General features: G+C 39.5%; 16 protein-coding genes and 2 tRNA genes. 2 read left to right on the top strand and 16 right to left on the bottom strand.

Translation table 11 applies throughout. The features are described 5' to 3' along the window. Positions 1-148 precede the first annotated feature (148 nt). From ACRRSQ_RS19920 to dinB, 7 genes are all read right to left on the bottom strand, one after another. Positions 149-225: transfer RNA gene (locus ACRRSQ_RS19920), tRNA-Arg, on the bottom strand. Between the two features lie 263 nt (positions 226-488). Further along, positions 489-580: transfer RNA gene (locus ACRRSQ_RS19915), tRNA-Ser, on the bottom strand. A 247-nt stretch (positions 581-827) separates the two neighbouring features. Continuing rightward, entirely contained in the window at positions 828-1,025 is a 198-nt protein-coding gene (gene csrA, locus ACRRSQ_RS19910; protein WP_440877531.1) for a carbon storage regulator CsrA, read from the bottom strand. Between the two features lie 328 nt (positions 1,026-1,353). Further along, positions 1,354-3,954 carry an alanine--tRNA ligase gene (gene alaS / locus ACRRSQ_RS19905; protein ID WP_440877530.1) on the bottom strand — a complete coding sequence of 867 codons (2,601 nt, stop codon included), beginning with the start codon at positions 3,952-3,954 and terminating at the stop codon, positions 1,354-1,356. Between the two features lie 519 nt (positions 3,955-4,473). Further along, positions 4,474-5,007, bottom strand: coding sequence for a DUF6436 domain-containing protein (locus ACRRSQ_RS19900; RefSeq protein ID WP_440877529.1), 534 nt, complete (start codon positions 5,005-5,007; stop codon positions 4,474-4,476). Then, a complete protein-coding gene (locus tag ACRRSQ_RS19895; RefSeq protein ID WP_440877528.1) occupies positions 4,991-6,457 on the bottom strand; it encodes a methyl-accepting chemotaxis protein in 1,467 nt (488 codons plus the stop codon). Before ACRRSQ_RS19895 ends, ACRRSQ_RS19900 begins: the two co-directional genes overlap by 17 nt. Positions 6,458-6,581: 124 nt before the next feature. Further along, positions 6,582-7,643 carry a DNA polymerase IV gene (gene dinB / locus ACRRSQ_RS19890; protein WP_440877527.1) on the bottom strand — a complete coding sequence of 354 codons (1,062 nt, stop codon included), beginning with the start codon at positions 7,641-7,643 and terminating at the stop codon, positions 6,582-6,584. A gap of 301 nt (positions 7,644-7,944) precedes the next feature. Here dinB and gnd point away from each other — a divergent pair, with 301 nt between their 5' ends. Beyond that, positions 7,945-9,399, top strand: coding sequence for a decarboxylating NADP(+)-dependent phosphogluconate dehydrogenase (gnd, locus tag ACRRSQ_RS19885; RefSeq protein ID WP_440877526.1), 1,455 nt, complete (start codon positions 7,945-7,947; stop codon positions 9,397-9,399). Positions 9,400-9,478: 79 nt separating this feature from the next. On the opposite strand, the gene nqrM is transcribed toward gnd, so the two are convergent. The 3 genes from nqrM to ACRRSQ_RS19870 all read right to left on the bottom strand — a co-directional run bounded on the left by nqrM (position 9,479) and on the right by ACRRSQ_RS19870 (position 11,610). Then, positions 9,479-9,709, bottom strand: coding sequence for a (Na+)-NQR maturation NqrM (gene nqrM / locus ACRRSQ_RS19880; RefSeq protein ID WP_440877525.1), 231 nt, complete (start codon positions 9,707-9,709; stop codon positions 9,479-9,481). A 313-nt stretch (positions 9,710-10,022) separates the two neighbouring features. Beyond that, complete coding sequence (locus ACRRSQ_RS19875) at positions 10,023-10,508, bottom strand: outer membrane beta-barrel protein (RefSeq protein WP_440877524.1); 486 nt, start codon at positions 10,506-10,508, stop codon at positions 10,023-10,025. Between the two features lie 79 nt (positions 10,509-10,587). Next, positions 10,588-11,610: an FAD:protein FMN transferase gene (locus ACRRSQ_RS19870; RefSeq protein ID WP_440877523.1), complete on the bottom strand. Its 1,023-nt coding sequence runs from the start codon at positions 11,608-11,610 to the stop codon at positions 10,588-10,590. A 137-nt stretch (positions 11,611-11,747) separates the two neighbouring features. Here ACRRSQ_RS19870 and ACRRSQ_RS19865 point away from each other — a divergent pair, with 137 nt between their 5' ends. Continuing rightward, positions 11,748-13,259, top strand: coding sequence for a leucyl aminopeptidase (locus tag ACRRSQ_RS19865; RefSeq protein WP_440877522.1), 1,512 nt, complete (start codon positions 11,748-11,750; stop codon positions 13,257-13,259). Between the two features lie 311 nt (positions 13,260-13,570). On the opposite strand, the gene nqrF is transcribed toward ACRRSQ_RS19865, so the two are convergent. The 6 genes from nqrF to ACRRSQ_RS19835 form a co-directional block, all read right to left on the bottom strand. Beyond that, positions 13,571-14,794: an NADH:ubiquinone reductase (Na(+)-transporting) subunit F gene (nqrF, locus tag ACRRSQ_RS19860; RefSeq protein WP_440877521.1), complete on the bottom strand. Its 1,224-nt coding sequence runs from the start codon at positions 14,792-14,794 to the stop codon at positions 13,571-13,573. 84 nt (positions 14,795-14,878) lie between these two features. Further along, complete coding sequence (gene nqrE, locus ACRRSQ_RS19855; protein ID WP_440877520.1) at positions 14,879-15,502, bottom strand: NADH:ubiquinone reductase (Na(+)-transporting) subunit E; 624 nt, start codon at positions 15,500-15,502, stop codon at positions 14,879-14,881. A 3-nt stretch (positions 15,503-15,505) separates the two neighbouring features. Further along, the gene (locus ACRRSQ_RS19850) at positions 15,506-16,126 is read right to left on the bottom strand and encodes an NADH:ubiquinone reductase (Na(+)-transporting) subunit D (protein ID WP_440877519.1); all 621 of its coding nucleotides are present in this window, start codon (positions 16,124-16,126) and stop codon (positions 15,506-15,508) included. Beyond that, entirely contained in the window at positions 16,126-16,902 is a 777-nt protein-coding gene (locus ACRRSQ_RS19845; RefSeq protein WP_440877518.1) for a Na(+)-translocating NADH-quinone reductase subunit C, read from the bottom strand. The genes ACRRSQ_RS19850 and ACRRSQ_RS19845 overlap by 1 nt, the downstream gene beginning before the upstream one ends. Next, on the bottom strand, positions 16,895-18,097 hold the full coding sequence (locus ACRRSQ_RS19840) for an NADH:ubiquinone reductase (Na(+)-transporting) subunit B (protein ID WP_440877517.1): 1,203 nt from the start codon (positions 18,095-18,097) through the stop codon (positions 16,895-16,897). The genes ACRRSQ_RS19845 and ACRRSQ_RS19840 overlap by 8 nt, the downstream gene beginning before the upstream one ends. A gap of 2 nt (positions 18,098-18,099) precedes the next feature. Beyond that, positions 18,100-19,437: a Na(+)-translocating NADH-quinone reductase subunit A gene (locus tag ACRRSQ_RS19835; RefSeq protein WP_440877516.1), complete on the bottom strand. Its 1,338-nt coding sequence runs from the start codon at positions 19,435-19,437 to the stop codon at positions 18,100-18,102. Positions 19,438-19,877 lie beyond the last annotated feature (440 nt).

The raw sequence follows: 19,877 nt of genomic DNA, 5'->3' as shown, positions 1-19,877 counted from the left end.
TGTTTTATATCTTAGTTAACAGATAACGAACCTTGTTCGTAGCCATCATTGCTAGATAACCTATCCAGCCAAACTACATGTTCGCAATAATAATTTTTTATACAACCTTATATAAGTTGTTCTTTTTATTTAACCACTAAAAGAAAAGTGGCGGACGCGGCAGGAGTCGAACCTGCGACCGCCTGGTTCGTAGCCAGGTACTCTATCCAGCTGAGCTACGCGTCCGCAATAAACTATGTTTTATATCTTAGTTAACAGATAACGAACCTTGTTCGTAGCCATCGTTGCTAAATAACCTATCCAGCTGAGCTACGCGTCCGCAATGAACTATGTTTTATATCTTAGTCTAAAGATAACGAACCGAGTTCGTAGCCATCGTTGCTTAGTAAGCTATCCAGCTAATTACTCATTCGAAATACACTATGTTTTATATCTTAGCCTAAAGATAGCAAACTTCTTTGCAAGCATCATCTCTTAATAAGAAATGATGGCGGAGAGGGAGGGATTCGAACCCTCGATCCGGGATAAACCAGATACTCCCTTAGCAGGGGAGCGCCTTCGGCCACTCGGCCACCTCTCCAGTGGGTGCGAATATTAATGGATTAAAAAAATAAGTCAAACAGTTTTTTTAATTTAATTTCTGTTTGTTGAGAAAACAATCAAAGAGTGTGAATTTAGCGCAAATACTCACTAAGATTGTCTAGTTGGTCAGCACAGATAATAAAAGGAATGGCAATTAAAAAGCATGTATACCTAAAAATATCGCTTCATTTATTTTAAGGTATAAAAAAGTCGACCAAAGTCGACTTAATTAAAACAGGTATTTTTTAAAACTTATTACCAGAAGGCTCTGAATCACCTTTTTCTGATTGTATGCGCATATAAATTTCTTCACGGTGAACTGATACCTCTTTAGGGGCATTCACACCAATGCGAACTTGATTACCTTTTACACCTAAAACGGTAACGGTAACGTCATCACCAATCATTAAAGTTTCGCCAACACGTCGTGTTAATATTAACATTTCACTATTCCTTTATGTTTGAATAAGGGATCTACTAAATATTTATAAGCTAGTATATATAAATTAAAGTTAGTCCAGTTACTGACAAAGTGCTAATAAATAAAGAAATTAATTAAAATTACACTATTAGCCTTTATAAGTGTCGATATTTTAACAAGCTTGTACAGGTAACACACACCATTCTTGTTACTTTATGAAAAAAAACAAAAAATCGTCTACTTTTTTGGCGACCTTTTACAAATCTTTTTCATTTCTAAAGTTTACAATGAATAAACGCGTACCGATGTAAAAAGAACCTCTTAAGAGGTTCTTTTTTGTAACTACCTTATTAACTTAACTGTTCTTTTAACCAGTTATTAGCTTCAGTAATTGCTGTCTCTATATTTTCAGGCTGGCTACCGCCTGCCTGTGCCATATCAGGACGACCACCGCCTTTACCGCCAACTTGCTGCGCAGCGATATTAACAAGTTCACCAGCTTTTACCTTACCAACAAGATCTTTGGTAACTCCTGCAATAAGACTTACTTTATTGCCGTTGGCTGTTGCCAACAATAAAATGCCTGAACCCATTTTATTTTTAAGGTCATCCACCATGCCACGTAACGACTTCGCTTCAACGCCTTCTAGGTGAGCGATTAAGGTTTTTACGCCATTAACGTCGGTTGCTTGGCTAACTAGGTCTGATCCCGCTTGAGCGGCAAGCTTCTGCTTTAATAGTGTAATTTCTTTTTCAAGTTGCTTGGTTTTATTAACTAACCCTTCTACTTTATTTGGCACACTAGCCACATCCGATTTCACCATAGCGGCTACTGTAGATAAAGAAGCGGCTTGTTCATCAATAAAGTTTAATGCACTTTGCGCAGTGACGGCTTCAATACGACGCACGCCAGCAGCAATACCTGCTTCTGAAGTGATTTTGAAAACACCAATATCACCGGTACGTTCTACATGAACACCACCACATAATTCGGTAGAGAAATCCCCTAGGGTTACCACACGAACTTCATCGTCGTATTTTTCACCAAAAAGTGCCATCGCACCTTTTTCTTTGGCTTCATCAATTTGCATTAAGTTAGTTTCGCGAACAGCATTTGCACGAATTTGTTCGTTTACTAGGTTTTCAACTATTTTTAATTCTTGTGCTGTTACGCCTTCAAAATGAGAGAAATCGAAACGTAACTTGTCTGGGTCAACCAATGAACCTTTCTGCGTTACATGCTCGCCTAATACTTTACGTAAAGCGGCATGCAAAATATGAGTAGCACTATGGTTTTTGATAATATCAGCACGGCGATCAACATCAATTTCAGCTTTAACACGACGATTTACACCAATATTAACTTTAGCAATACCTTTATGAGCAAATGCATTGCCTAGTTTGATGGTATCGGTCACTTCAAAAACACCATCATCAATGTGCAATACGCCAGTATCACCCACTTGACCACCTGATTCAGCGTAAAACGGCGTAGAATCTAAAACCACCATACCCGCTTCGCCAGCCGTTAACTCGGCAACAGAGGCTTCGTTATTAAATAGTTCAACAACCGTCGCTGAGTACGAATTACTGCTATAACCTTTAAAGTTTGTGTTGTGATCAGATTTTAATTGTTCATTATAATCTGTGCCAAATTGGCTTGCTTTTTGTGCGCGTTCACGTTGTGCGCCCATCGCTATGTCAAAGCCATTGTGGTCAATTTTAAGCTGGCGTTCACGAGCAATATCAGCAGTTAAATCAGCAGGGAAACCATAAGTATCATATAGTTTGAAGACATCGTCGCCTGAAATAGTATCGCCTTTCAGATCGGTTAGAATATCTTCTAATAACGCCATACCACGATCTAACGTGCGGCCAAACTGCTCTTCTTCAATACGTAAAATCTTTTCAATAATCGCTTGCTGCTGAACGAGCTCAGGGTATGCTTCGCCCATTTGTATCGCTAGTGACGCAACTAACTTATGGAAGAAATGTCCTTTCGCTTCTAATTTGTGACCATGACGAATTGCACGTCGAATGATGCGACGTAAAACGTAACCACGCCCTTCGTTTGACGGCATCACACCATCAGCAATTAAAAAGCTACATGAACGAATATGGTCAGCAATAACGCGCAAAGACTTATGCTCAATGTCATTACAGTTTAATAATTTTGCGGCATCAGCAATAAGCGCTTGGAAAATGTCAATTTCATAGTTGCTATGCACGCCCTGTAAAATTGCCGCGATTCGCTCTAAGCCCATCCCAGTATCAACAGAAGGCTTAGGCAATGGCTCCATTGTGCCATCAGCGTGACGGTTATACTGCATGAACACAAGATTCCAAATTTCAATATAACGATCGCCATCTTCATCTGGTGTTCCTGGAGGCCCACCAAAGATTTCTTCGCCGTGATCATAGAAGATCTCAGTACATGGACCACAAGGGCCAGTGTCACCCATCGACCAAAAGTTATCTTTTGCGCCAATACGCGCAACACGAGAAGGATCTACGCCTATCTCTTCAATCCAAATTTTTTCTGCTTCTAAGTCTTCTTCAAAAACGGTTACCCAAAGTTTTTCTTTTGGTAAACCTAAAACTTCGGTTAAAAACTGCCAACCGAAATGAATCGCTTCAGTTTTGAAATAATCACCAAAGCTGAAATTACCTAACATTTCAAAAAAAGTATGATGGCGCGCTGTATAACCCACGTTTTCTAAATCATTATGCTTACCGCCTGCGCGCACACAACGCTGTGAAGACGTCGCACGAGTATAGCTGCGACTTTCTGCACCTAAGAATACATCTTTAAAAGGAACCATACCGGCATTGGTAAATAATAACGTTGCATCATTGCCGGGAACTAACGAACTACTTGGAACGATTTGATGCTGCTTGGAAGCAAAATACTGCAAAAATGCCTGACGTAACTCAGCCGTGGTCTTGATCATGGGTTATCCAACTCTTTGATAATTTATACGATTTCAATCATACCTATTGGTATTATTCGTGATTTAATGCTGCTATTTTTTGTTTGCTCAAAAAAGCACGATATTGTAAAAACCTGACACCTTTAGCTGCTTATATTAAGCGCTAATCTGTTGTATGCCAAAACGCTTATTATACGCAAGCTCTGCTTGAAGATACCAATCAATTTCATCATTTTTACTAAGTTCAGTAATAATTAAGCAATTAATGGTCTGTTGATTATATACGCACATGCAATAGCGAAAGTATCAATCAAATAACATTAGCGAACAACTCACACATATTCATCACATTAAGTCGTTTTAATCATCTTTATGCGAAAGAAAGTGCAACGCCAAATGCAATGGCGTTTTGGCAAAATAAGCGCCTTATTCTACCTATAAAAGAGAGCAGAACCAATAATTGTTCTATCTAGGTGATTAAATACAGGAATAAGCGACAAAGACCATCTATAAATTCTTGATATTGTTTTAAAAACAGCATCAAACTTTGCAGTAACAACCTTTGCTATCTGCCACAATTAAATTAGCGCTGTAACCTTGTTGATAGTTTTGCATCGCCAACTCAATATATCCGTTCGAGGAAGAACACGCTAAGCCCTCGGAGTATGGACCAAAATAAATAAGCTGCCCTGTATTATCAATAATTAAGGCAGCGGGTGTTGAAGGAATAATACTATTGTACGTTTCAGGAAGATTTACATTGAGCACAGATAACCCTTGAGCTTTAGCCTGTTGGCTAACGTCTTGTTTATGCTTCTTACTGTAAATACTACATGCACAATTTTCGCTGGTGATATGAATTAACGTATTGGTAAGTTCATTATCTTCGAGCACAGACAATTGTGCCATTTGTTCGATAAGCTCACTACTATTAACACTTATCAGACGATTATCTGGATCAAAAGCAACTAGACGCGCACTAATAAAATAGTGAGCAGCAAACAAAGTTGCTGCTAGCCACAATACGAATAACAAATAATGAATACTTGTTACTTTGTTATTTGAAACTGGCAATGTTGCTTTCTAACGATTTAGACGACAAATCAATATTGCTGGCCTCACTAGCCAAACCATCAATTTTAGCCATATCGTCTTGGCTAGTAACGCGCAAGTTCTCAGTACTTTGCGCTATGCCATCTGTGGTTACTGATTGCTGCTCAACTGCGGTTGCAACCGACATTGAGATATCGTTCGCCTGCGACACTAAGGTAGACGCTTCTTGAATTTTATTATGTGCCTCATTAGCCACTTCAATAACAACATCGATTATTTCAATACATTGTCCCATAGATTGGGTAGATGACTTTGAATAGTTCGTTAGCTGCACTATGGTATCGCTTATTTTGTCAGTACTTTCTTTAGTACGATTTGCCAGCGCCCTAACCTCATCTGCCACAACAGCAAAACCTCGGCCTTGTTCACCCGCTCTTGCTGCTTCTATCGCTGCATTTAATGCAAGTAAATTAGTTTGATCAGCAATACTGGTAATTTCAGATAATACTAAGGTGATCGCTTCACTCGATTTAGATAGCTCACTAATTTCGCCACTGGTTTTGTGTAAAGCTTCAATCAGGTGATTATTGCGATCGTTAATATCATTAATACAACTGTTGGTCGTTTCGGTTAGAGTATTGGCAGATGTCATTTGCTGACTGAGCTCTGAAGTATCTCTGGCAATTGTTGCAACCGTTACGGCCATTTGTTCGATCGCTGAAGCAATAGAGTCAGTTTCTTGTAACCTGACATTGGCCGAAGATTCTAAGTCATGCTTTGCTTCATTTAAGTTTTGTGAGTTACTGACCAACTCATTAGTTTGCTTTTTAACATCTGTAATTACAGTATCGAGCAACGACAGCAATTGATTAAAGCCGGTTAGAATATTGTTGCCTTTAATCGACGAACGTATTTTTAAATCAATTGCATTTTCATCATTGGTGAGCTGCTGAGTAATATCAGATAACTCTTTGCCAACAATGCTATCGTCATGCAGAGTTTTAGCAATAAAGCCCGCAATAAAGGCTTCAATTACTGCATATACGGCATGAATAATAACGGTGGTAAATGCAAGCCTATCAGGGTCAAAAATATATACGCCTACATTTTCAATTTGCAAATAATAGAAAGATAAATGGTGAACTGCTACTACAACAATGGCAGATATAAATATTTTCCAATCGCTGAAAATAATCAAAAATGCCATTAATATGAATATTTCAAAATGCACTTCAATTAAGCCGTTCATTTGATGAATATGCAAACAGGCAAAAATCATAGTAGCGATAGCTGCGGTGTGTTTAGTTAAATCTGCACCTGGTGCGGTTTTGATCATATAAAGTGGAACGAGCAAGGCTGGCAAACCAACAAATACCACTTCAAGGTAAGTTCCATAAACAAAGGACAATGCAATTGTCTCAATGAATAAGGCGAAAAAGAGAAAAACAAACAACCTATTTTCTTTGTTCATAGAGCGACCCTCTTAAATGTAAAGCGCATTAACACCTCTTATTAAGATAGGCTAAACAACCTTTAAATCAAGAAAGTCTCACACATTATATGGCACTTATCGCACACGAAAAATCAAAAAAACCTTAATCAAAAGTAAGTGCTAACTGTCGATTGTCACTTATTTTTTCAGATAAACCGATATGCACACCAAGCAACCTTACTGGCTTACCCTGGCCTCTAGCCAAAGCTTCGCGCAACAATAAAAGCAATTTAGGTAAATCAATTTCATGGTATTGATGTTCTTTAGTGGTTTGCTGGAAGTCGTTAAATTTTATTTTAATACCTAGCTTATTTATTGCTCGTTGCTCTAGGTAATGAGCGCTTCGTAGCTCAAGCTCTGGCAACAATTTTTCTGCCAAGATATGTTCTAACTCCTCTATAACACTAATATCCGTTGAAAAAGTGCGCTCAACACCAACCGACTTTCGTATTCTTGACGTTTCAATACCACGCGGATCTATACCTTGGCAGCGTTGCCAAAGCTTTTTGCCAAACTTACCAAAGTGTTGCACTAAGTAGTGTTCGTCAGCATTTCTAATATCAGCACCAGTGTGAAAGCCGAACTTGGTGAGTTTGTCGAACGTCACTTTACCCACACCGGGAATTTTTTTAAGCGACAAAGCCTGTATGTGAGCATCAACTTCGTTCGGCGCTATAGTAAAAGTGCCGTTGGGTTTATTGAGATCTGAAGCGATTTTTGCTAGAAATTTTATCGGCGCGATGCCCGCAGACGCTGTTAAGTTCAGCTCATTTTTGATCGCCAAACAGATATCTTGCGCAATCAAGGTCGCCGAGCCATTAAACATGGTGCAATCAGTCACATCTAAATAAGCTTCATCTAAACTTAACGGTTCAATAAGTAAAGTGTAACGTTGCAATATTTGATGGATTTGCTGACTTACTTCTTTATATACGCTCATTCGCCCGGGAACTAAGACAAGGTTTGGGCATTTTTGCAGTGCAATACTTGTTGGCATAGCAGAACGCACACCATATTCACGTGCAATATAATTACAGGTTGCTATCACGCCACGCGACGTGCGCTTGCCACCAACGGCAACAGGCTTATTCGCCAACGCAGGATTGTCGCGAATCTCAACAGAAACAAAAAACGCATCCATATCAACATGAATTAGCTTGCGCATAAAAACCAAAACCTTAACTGTATATAAAAACAGTATAATTAAAATTAATCGGTTATCAAAACTTTTTGAGCTAACCTTGTGTAAAAAGTTATTTCACTAGTTCACATCTCTGGTATTAATATCAATTATGTTTAAAATAAACTCACTTAATATTGTTAAGGTTAATTGAACTTTTAAGTCACACTAATTATTGAAAATTGTTAACAATATAGATTAGTGATACTATTTTATTTATTAACATTGCTTAGCATTAACTTAGTCGTTTAGCACTGAGTAATAACCCACTTTATAGGAAAATATAATGAGTAATTCTTGCGACATTGCAGTTGTCGGTCTGGCGGTTATGGGCCAAAACCTGATCTTAAATATGAATGACAATGGTTTTAAAGTAGCAGCATATAACCGTACCACTTCAAAAGTTGACGACTTTATTAATGGCGCAGCCAAAGGCACCAATATAGTCGGCGTGAAAAGTATTGAAGAAATGGTCGCAAGTTTATCATCACCTCGAAAAATCATGTTAATGGTGAAAGCGGGTGAAGTGGTAGATAAGTTTATTGAACAAATTGTGCCGCATTTAGACAAGGGTGACATTATTATCGATGGCGGCAACGCTGACTATAATGATTCAATTCGCCGTTACAATGATCTAGATGAAAAAGGTTTGTTATTTATTGGCACGGGTGTTTCAGGTGGTGAAGAAGGTGCTCGCTTTGGTCCAGCCATTATGCCTGGCGGTCATAAAGAAGCGTGGCCACATGTTAAAAATATTTTTCAAGCAATAGCCGCAAAAACTGACGACGGAACACCTTGTTGTGATTGGGTTGGCGATAGTGGTTCAGGTCATTTTGTTAAAATGGTTCACAATGGCATTGAATATGGCGATATGCAGCTAATTTGTGAAGCCTACCAGTTTATGAAAGATGTGCTAAATCTTGATAATTTACAAATTCAGCAAGTGTTTGAACAGTGGAAACAAGGCGAGTTAGGCAGTTACTTAATTGATATAACGGCCGACATTATGGGCACCACTGAAAACGGCGAGTTTGTTATTGATAAAATTTTAGATAAAGCTGGCCAAAAAGGTACCGGTAAAATGACCGGCATTAACGCCCTTGAATTTGGTGTGCCGGTAACGTTAATTTGTGAAGCGGTTTTCTCACGTTGTATCTCAGCGTTAAAAGACGAGCGGATTGAGGCAAGTGAAATTTTAACAGGCCCTGAAGTTCAACCAATCACTGAAGATCAACAAGCGTGGATTGATACTTTAGGGCAAGCACTATATGCGTCTAAAATAATCTCGTACGCACAAGGTTTTATGTTAATGCGTGAAGCATCAAATCATTTCAACTGGAACCTAAATAACAGTGGTGTGGCAATGATGTGGAGTGGCGGTTGTATTATTCGTTCTGTATTTTTAAAAGACATTAAAAACGCATACGACAATAACCCTGCCCTAACCAATTTAACGCTAGACTCGTTCTTTAGCGAACAACTTATTACTGCTCAGCCGAGCTGGCGTAAAGCGATTGCGCAGTTTGTACTTAATGGCGTACCAGCACCTGCGATGAGTGCTGGTTTAGCATTCTATGATTCATATCGTCATGCAACCTTGCCGGCTAACTTATTGCAAGCACAGCGCGACTACTTTGGCGCACATACATATGAGCGTACTGACAAACCTCGCGGTGAGTTTTTCCATACCAAATGGACAGCAAACAGTGGTGACACAGCAAGCTCAACTTATGATGCTTAGTCACTAAATGATGCAATTAAAAAAGGCTTAGTCATTTAATGACTAAGCCTTTTTTATAACTGAACCATTGATAAAAATATCAAATATTTTTTACATCAATGCTTTGCTGAAGTTTTTCTTTTTCTGCCGCTTTGCGCTCACGCTCTTGACGCTTTTCACAAGGGTTGTCGCAATTACACGATTTTTCAATACCGACCGTTGCCAAACCGCCGCAGCTACCCGCCAAGGTTTTTTGCTGAAAAATATAACCAACGGCCATTGCCAAAACAACAACAAGAAAAAAACCTAAGGTGATCAAGAAAATAGTCATAATATTAAATAAATACTAACAACAGCCGCTAAAAAAGTGGCGCTATTTTACCTTACAACTAAAGACAAAGCTATTATCTCCACCAATATATAGGGGACGGGAATATAGAGGACGGGAATATAGAGGGCGGGAATATATTTACCAATCAAACAGAGATCTTGTCGCCTTAATTAACGATTCTAATTTAATGTTATCGACCTCCTCGCCTTTTTTGGTATGCAAACACCAGAACAAATGGATCAAAAAAGCCAACCGCTTGCGCAATTGGCTTCAACTTAAAAACTGTTAACGTATCCTAAGACAAGACACTTAATTAAAACTTATAAATAAGACCAAGCGTTGCGGCAGAAACATCTTCTTCTATTAAGGTATATTCTAGCTCGACAATAAAGCTATCTCCCTGATAACCAAGACCTAGACCATAAGACAGACCGGTATCTTCTTCTGAGCCAACATAACCAGAAGATACTTCTTCTCTTAAAACACCTACTTTGGTTTTGAAGAAAAAATCATCACCTGAACGCCAAGCACCATAAATAGCAACAGTTTCTAAATCAATATCTGAACTATAGCCCCAAGAATCAATTTCAGCGCTACCAGAGAGTGCTTCTATTTCAATAGCAAGATTGTTTTCAAAGCGATAGCCGAAAACTGCGCCAGTCAAACTAGCGTTATCTACATAATCAACATCAATAGATGCTTGGCCTACTTTAACTCCTGCATAACCGCCTTTGTCAGCGAAAGCAGCGTTAGAAAACATGGCGATACACGCTAAAGGTATCAATACCGTTTTTTTCATTATTTATCCCTGTATATTATTATTTCCAGACTTATTTAAGTCGAAGATAATTATACAAAAGAACAATAAAACCAACAATCTATTTTAGGTACTGCACAAAGTGCTGACTGACTATTTCTTCAAAGCCAGTATCAGTTTTGGCAATAATATAAGCGGCGACTTGATGCTGCTCAGCAAACGCTAGTGCCTTTTCTTCGCCCATCACCATCATCGCAGTCGACAGCCCATCTGCGGTCATTGATGATGGATGAATCACCGTTACTGAAACCAACTTATGATTAATGGGTTTGCCAGTATCTGGGTCGATGATATGTGAATAACGCATACCATCAGCTTCATAGTAGTTGCGATAATCCCCTGAGGTTGCCACTGCGTTATCTTTAGGAATGATAATTTGATGCACTGAACGCTCAGAAGTAATGGGTTTTTCAATCGCGACATGCCAAAGCTCGCCTGTTGCTTTAAACCCTTTTAAACGCATCTCGCCACCAATTTCAACAAGGTAGTTATTAATACCATTTTGCTCAATAAGCTCAGCAACGACATCAACACCATACCCTTTTGCGATCGTTGATAAATCCACATACGTTTGTGGATTAGTTTTAGATAATTGCCCTTGGTTTAATAAGATATGTTTAAGACCAACTTTACTGCGCGCATCAATCAGCGCTTGTTCACTTGGTACTGTTTCAGGGCGATACTCAGGACCAAAGCCCCATAAATTTACCAAAGGCCCCACAGTTACATCTAACTTGCCTGCACTTATTTCACCTAAGCGAAGCGCTTCAGCTAACACCCGCTCTAAGCCAGAAGATATGTCGATAGGCGCTAACGATGTAGATTGGTTAAACTGAGACAACTCAGAGCTTGGAATATAGGTCGACATTTGCTGATTAACTTCTTTAAGCAACTCATCAACGGCTAACTTTAATGCATTCGTATCTCTGTCTTTAGGTACAACGACTTTAATATTATAGGTCGTCCCCATAGTGCGACCTTGCAATAACACCTCTTGTTTTGCGCCGTCACTACTTGGAAAACAGCCTGTTAGTAACAACAAGAAAACAACATAAGAAAAGGCTCTGAGCATCATAAAAATCATCTTAATTTAATCAAATAAAATTGCCTGAATTCTAACAAAGTTGACACTTTTATCACATAGTAAACTGCCCGTTCACTTACCTTTTCGTCAAGGAATCGTTATATTTACATCCTAGTTATAATAATCAGGATAAATTAATGACACTTAAGCTTTCTCGCCTCGCTGTATTGACTTCAGCACTTTTCCTTAGCGCAACGTCCAATGCGGATACATTTAGCTTTGAGAATAAGATTTCTTCAAATGCTGACACCTTAGTGCTTTTTCAAAGCGATACTCATAAAAGCGCAGCAATGACAAGTTATGATAAAAAAACACAAGGGCAATTAAGCAAAGCCGCCTCGGTAAATGAATTTACTGGCGCCTACAATAGCTTTGTTGAAATTCTAGCGCCGACTAACCTCGACTACGATCGTGTTTTGCTTGTCGGTTTAGGTAGCGAAACGCTTAGCCAAGCACAGTTAACGCAACTTGGCGGTAATATCAGCGCCAACTTAAGTAAAAAACAAATCCAAAACATCGCTTTATCGGGGCAAAGTTTTAATGCCGAACAAGCAGCTCAACTTGCCCATGGCATTAACTTGCGTGCCTATCAATTTGACAAATACAAACAGGAAAAATACCAAGAAAAAAGTTACAGCTTTAGCGTAAGTAATAAAAAAGACGTCGTTAAGCATTACCAACAATTGGCGGATATTCAATCAGGAATATTTTTAGCACGAGATCTTACCAATGAAGTGCCTACTGAGCTCACGCCTGTCGATTTTGCCAATCAGGCCAAAGCACTTGAAAAACTCGGAGTTACCGTCACAGTATTGGAACCGAACGAGCTGAAAAAATTAGGCATGAATGCTTTAGAAGCCGTTGGCCGAGGCAGTGATCAAGGGTCACGTTTAGTGGTAGCACACTACCAAGGTAGCGACGACGCCCCTGTAGCGATTATCGGTAAAGGCATAACATTTGATTCGGGTGGTTACAATATTAAAACTCACGAGTCCATTGTCCGTATGAAATCAGATATGGCTGGTGCAGCAGCAGCCTTAGGCACAGTGCAAGCACTGGCAAAAATGAAAGCCAACGTTAATGTTGTCGCCGTAATGGGCATGGCAGCTAATATGGTTTCTGAAAGCTCAGTAGCCCCTGGCGATGTATTAACAACCGCAGAAGGCTTATCCGTTGAAATTACCAATACTGATGCGGAAGGTCGTTTAGTGTTAATTGATGCGATGTGGTATGCGCGTGAAAAATTCAAACCAAGCGTTTTAGTTGATATTGCTACCTTAACTGGCGGTAAATACCGCGCATTAGGCACCGAGTTAGGCGGAATATTTAGTACTGACGATAAACTAGTTAAGCAATTAACTTATGCCGGAAAGTCAGTAAATGAGCCACTATGGCACTTACCATTAGGTTATGAAGATATGCTTAAAAGCTCGATTGCAGATTTACGTAATACTGGCTCTGGTGGACCAAGCGCAACGACAGCAGCAACTTTTTTACAGCATTTTACCGGAGATACGCCATGGGCACATATCGATATGGCAGGTAACGCGTTAAACGCCAGTGCGAAAAACGAATACCCAGTCGGCGGCACAGGTTATGGCGTAAGGTTATTAACTGAGTGGCTGTTAACGCGCGATAATAGCAAGTAAAAAGCTGAAAGCCTTAAGCTATAAGTTTCAAGCTAAAAGTTGAAAGTTGAAAGCGTTAAGTACAAGCTAAAAAAAGCGCTAGTTCTGTGAATTAGCGCTTTTTTATGGCCTAAATTTCGTGCTAAGTTTCCAGGCAACAGCTTAATTTAGCGCAATAAAAAAGGTGGCTTAGCCACCTTTATAAATACGTTATTTTTACATTTAAGCGCCGCAAATTGGTGGTGCTTCAAGGCGGAATGCACGGAGTTGACGCTAGTCAATGAGTACATCCAACGATGAAGCAGTGCCAATAGGCAAGCTTAAATTAAAAATTAGCCACCGAAGTCATCAAGCAGTATATTCTCATCTTCTACACCAAGGTCTTTCAACATATGAATAACCGCGGCATTCATCATTGGTGGACCACACATGTAGAATTCACAATCTTCTGGTGCTTCATGATCTTTTAAGTAGTTTTCATAAAGTACGTTATGAATAAAACCTGTCATGCCGTCCCAGTTATCTTCTGGTTGTGGATCAGATAATGCTACGTGCCATTCAAAGTTATCGTTTTCATTGGCAAGCATGTTGTAATCATCTTCATAGAACATTTCACGAAGTGAACGTGCACCGTACCAGAAAGACATTTTACGTTTTGACTTAAGACGTTTAAGTTGGTCAAAGATATGAGAACGCATTGGCGCCATACCTGCACCACCACCAATAAAGACCATTTCAGCATCAGTTTCTTTAGCGAAGAATTCACCAAATGGACCTGAAATTGTCACTTTATCGCCAGCCTTAAGGCTAAAGATGAACGAAGACATTTTACCTGCAGGTAAGTGAAGCTTTCCAGGAGGCGGCGTAGCGATACGCACGTTCAGCATAATAATGCCTTCTTCTTCTGGATAGTTCGCCATTGAGTAAGCACGAAGTGTTGGTTCATCAACTTTTGATTCAACATCAAAAAAGCCGAAATGTTCCCAGTCACCACGATACTGTTCTTCAATATCAAAGTCTTTATATTTTGCGTGATACGCTGGTGCTTCAATTTGAATATAACCACCTGCGCGGAAAGGTACAGACTCACCATCTGGAATTTTAAGTTTCAATTCTTTAATGAAAGTTGCTTTGTTATCGTTAGAGATAACTTCACATTCCCATTGTTGAACACCAAAAATTTCGTCTTCTAGTTCAATGTCCATATCTTGCTTAACAGCAACTTGACATGCTAGACGACAACCTTCTTTTGCTTCACGCTTAGTAATATGACCTAATTCTGTTGGTAGAATATCGCCACCACCAGAATGCACGTCTACACGACACTGGCCACATGTACCACCGCCACCACATGCTGATGGTACAAAAATACCTTGGTCAGCTAGGGCACCTAATAATTTGCCACCCGCAGCAGTAGTAACTGCTTTTTCAGGGTCGCCATTTATACTTATCGTTACGTCACCAGAAGAGACTAACTTAGATTTAGCAAATAAAATTACTAAAACTAGTGCTAGTACTATCGCGGTAAACATCGATACGCCGAGAATAATTTCCATCGACTTTTCCTTTTATACTTATCTAAGGGTTTTAGGTTTCTGTCTCAGCAAACCTAAAACCGACATTAACGCTATGGCTAATAATTAAAGGGAAATACCACCGAAAGATAAAAAGCCAAAGGCCATTAATCCAGCAGTAATAAATGTAATACCTAAACCTTTCAAGCCATCTGGCACATCAGAATATTTCATTTTCTCGCGCAGACCCGCAAGTAAAACAATCGCTAACGCCCAACCAATACCTGAACCTAAACCGTAAACAACTGATTCACCTAAAGTTAGGTTTTTCGCTACCATGAAAGACACAGCACCAAAAATTGCACAGTTAACAGTAATTAGTGGTAAGAAAATACCAAGCGCTTGATATAACGCAGGGAAGTACTTATCTAATACCATTTCAAGAATTTGAACTAATGCCGCAATAACACCAATGAAGGTGATGAACGACAAGAAGCTTAAGTCGATAGACTCAGCTGGGTCAGTAATACCCATCATGCTGTCTAACGCACCTGGCGCTAATATCGCTTGATAAATAATTTGGTTAGCAGGAACCGCTAAACCAAGTACCACTATAACCGCTACACCTAAGCCGATCGCTGTACTGACTTTCTTTGATACCGCTAAGAAAGTACACATACCTAAAAAGAAAGATAATGCGATGTTTTCGATGAAAATCGTTTTTACTAATAAGCTAATATAATGTTCCATTGCTTAGTCCTTCTCTACTTGATCTGGCTTGTATTGGCGAATACCCCAAATGATCAAACCAATAATGAAGAATGAACTAAATGGTAATACTAATAAGCCGTTCGCTTGATACCAACCACCGTTTTGAATCAGTGGTAAAATTTCGATACCGAAGAAAGTACCAAAGCCGAATAATTCTCGGAAAAATGCAACTGTCATTAAGATAAAACCGTAACCTAAACCGTTACCGATACCATCTAAGAAGCTCACACCTGGCTTTTCTTTCATTGCAAACGCTTCAGCACGTCCCATTACAATACAGTTAGTGATAATCAAACCAACAAATACTGAAAGCTCTTTCGATAACTGATATGAAAATGCTTTTAATACTTGGTCAACTACAATAACCAATGACGCAATAATCGCCATTTGCACGATAATACGTACGCTAGAAGGAATGTGATTACGAATAATCGAAATAAACAAGTTAGAAAATGCAGTAACAACTACAACAGCTATTGTCATTACTAATGCGTTTGCCATCGAGCTAGTAACAGCAAGTGCAGAACAAATACCTAGAACTTGTAATGCAATTGGGTTGTTATCAATAATCGGTTTCGTTAAAACCTTATTGTTATCAGACATTATTTAAGTCCTCCACGGTTGGCCGCAATGAAAGGTGCATAACCTTCTTCACCAAACCAAAACTGCAAGGTATGCGTTACGCCATTACTGGTTAACGTAGCACCTGATAAGGCATCAACACCGTGCATGTCATCAGCTTTAGCGCCGCCTTTAACAAGCTTCACTACTGGCTTACCTTGTGCGTCATAAATTTTCTTACCTGGCCATAATGCTTTCCACTTAGGGTTCATTACTTCTGCACCTAAGCCCGGAGTTTCCTTATGATCAGAATAAACAACGCTTTTCACTGTATTTAAATCAGCTTCTAAGCCAACATAACCAAACATCAAGTCCCATAAACCAGAACCAACAATCGGTAATACCACGGTTTCAACTTGCTTTGCTTCATTTTTAATTAAGTAAATAACAGCATCGTGCGAACGACGGTTAATACCGGCAATATCATTTTCAGGCTTGTCAGACTTAGTGGCATCACGAGAGTTACGACGCTCGTCAAACATAAGTGGGTTGCCATCGATGAATTCACCGCTATCAAGGTCAATCATTCTAGCTTCAACTTTGTCAGCGTATAGCGCTTGAATTGACGATTTTGAACCGTCAGTTTCAGCCAAAAGACCAGCCGCTTCTAAAATCTTAGTTTGTTGGTCAAGTAGTTTATTTTCTACTTGCAGTGGCTTTAATTTTACCGCAGAAACCGATACAAGTGCCGCACACACTAAACAAACTAGGGCAACAAAACCTACTGTTTTGCCAAAACTTTCTTTATTACTAGACATTACGTGCAAGCCTCCGTTTGATGTTGCCTTGAACGACAAAATAATCAAATAATGGCGCGAATAAGTTAGCAAATAAAATCGCTAACATCATGCCTTCAGGGAATGCTGGGTTAACTACACGTACAAGTACTACCATCACACCAACTAAAGCGCCAAACCAGTATTTACCTGTATTGGTAAATGAAGCAGAAACTGGGTCTGTTGCCATAAACATCATACCAAATGCAAAACCACCTACTACTAAGTGCCAGTACCACGGCATAGCAAATAGAGCGTTAGTATCGCTACCAATTGCATTAAATAATGTTGCTGTCGCTACCATACCTAAAAACACACCTAGCACGATACGCCACGAAGCAATGCCTTTATAAAGAATATACGCACCACCTAATAAAATAGCAGCGGTTGATACTTCACCGACAGAACCTGGGATGAACCCCCAAAATGCATTCCACCAATCAGCATTTAATGAATATTCTACTAAACCTTGGTTTGCAGCACTTAACGCTGTTGCACCTGAGAAGCCGTCAACAGCAACCCAAACTGCATCACCAGAAATTTCAGCTGGGTATGCGAAGAATAAAAAGGCACGACCGGCTAATGCAGGGTTTAAGAAGTTCTTACCTGTACCACCGAAGACTTCTTTAGCGATAACCACACCAAAAGTAATACCGATAGCCACTTGCCATAAAGGAATGGTTGCCGGCACGATAAGCGCAAATAAGATTGAGCTCACAAAGAAACCTTCGTTAACTTCATGCTTACGCACTGCCGCAAATAATACTTCCCAGAAACCACCAACAATAAAGGTAACCGCATATATAGGTAGGAAGAACATTGCACCGTAGAACATTTGGCTAAACCAGCCTGAGTCTACCGTTAAGCTACCGCCTAACATGGTAAATAATGCTACTTGCCAGCTATCAGGTAATGCATAACCTGCCGCTAGTGCTTCTGTTGCTTGAAAACCAATGTTGTACATACCCCAAAACATTGCTGGGAATACAGCCAACCAAACGGTGATCATGATACGTTTTAAGTCAATGCTATCACGTACATGGGTTTTACCTTTGGTGACATAACCTGGGGTAAATAAACCAGTAGCTACTGCTTCGTATAAAGCGAACCACTTTTCATGTTTGCCGCCTTTTTCAAAATGCGGCTCTAAATCTTCAATAAACTTTTTCAAGCCCATGTCTAACCTTCCTTCTCTATTGTGGTTAGGCAATCACGCAGAAGTACGCCGTAATCTGTTTTGCCTGGGCAAACAAATGTACATAACGCTAAATCTTCTTCGTCTAGCTCTAAGGCACCAAGTTGTTGTGCGCCATCGGTATCACCAGAAGCGATATCACGTAACAACATGGTTGGTAAAATATCTAAAGGCATTACACGCTCGAAGTTACCAATTGGCACCATGGCACGTGAACTACCGTTAGTAGTAGTGGTCATATTGAATAATTTCTTCGGGAAGAAATGAGACATATAAGCACGTGTTACCGAGAACATGTTAGGACCTGGGTACATATAACCAATGAACTCTTTTTCACGACCTTCTAAGATCAATGAAAGTTGCACATGGTAACGACCTAAATATCCGTGAACACCTGTCGCCACGGAGCCTGACAATAATGAACCAGAGACTACACGAAGTTCACCTTCGGTGACTTCATTAGCCACTAACTCAGCAGTATTTGCACCTAATACAGTGCGAATAAGGCGTGGATTTTTAGCAGCAGGACCTGCTAAAGAAATAACACGAGTTGAGTCTAATTCACCCGTAGTGAAAAGCTTACCGAATGCAATAACATCTTGGTATCCAAGGTGCCATACTGGCTTTTCAGCGCTAGCTGGTTTTAAGAAGTGAATATGTGTACCGACTAAACCTGCTGGGTGCTTACCCGCAAATTCGGCAACTTTTTCACTACCAGTAACAGGAATATCTGCGCCTGGAGCTTTACCAACAAAAATATCACCGTCAGTTAAGTTAGCTAAAACAGTTAAACCATTTTTAAACGCTTCACTTTGTTCGTTGATCACTAGCTCAGGATTTGCCGCTAACGGATTAGTATCCATTACGCTAACAAAAATAGCTTCTGGCTTAGCATCAATTGCAGGAATTTTGCTGAATGGGCGAGTTCTTAAAGCAGTCCACAAACCTGAATTAACAAGGTTGCTAACTACATCTTCACGAGAAACAGAAGATAACTCATTGGCAGAATAGTGATTAAAGGTTTCTTGATCATAGCCATCAACTTCAATGACAACAGATTGTAAAACACGTTTTTCACCACGGTTAATTTCAGTTACAACACCGGCGGCTTGAGCTGTGAATTTAACGCCTGGGTTCTTTTTATCTTCAAAAAGTACCTGGCCTTTTTTTACACGATCGCCCACTTTAACAAACATGGTTGGTCGCATACCCACAAACTCTTCACCTAAGGTGGCAACAGTTTTGATGGACGGACCATCATGGATTACTTGCTGGGGAGCGCCTACTACCGGTACATCCAGACCTTTTTTTATTGTAATCATAAACACTTGCACTACTTTTGATGGGAGTATCAAAATCAAATTACGTTTTCACATAAAACAAACAAAAAGATCGCTTTTTGCTACGTATTAAGTGAAAAAATAACCGATTTCAGTGTATTTCAATAGAAAACTAACTATTTATACAAAATAATCAGAACCTACTGACTCTAAGTTAAAATTTCTGGCGCGATTTTAGCACAAAACGGGATTTTTATTCTACGTACAGTTGAGCATTTCATAGCATTTTAGGCGATTAATTTTGATTTCGCTCATAAAATGGACAGAAAACCTCATGCAATTTGTAGCCAGAGGTGAAATTTTACCGAGAAAGGGTATTAAATTGATAACAAAAATAATTTGTTACTAAAAAGAAAAAAGCCAGCTTTAAGATAATTTACATCTTAAAACTGGCTTTAAATTTGCGGTATTTTTTAACAAAA

Source organism: Thalassotalea sp. PLHSN55, from assembly GCF_052030545.1.
Classification (GTDB): Bacteria; Pseudomonadota; Gammaproteobacteria; order Enterobacterales; family Alteromonadaceae; genus CANMXU01.
The sequence above is the reverse complement of the archived record's forward strand: the minus strand, read 5'-3'. Positions and strand labels throughout refer to the sequence as shown.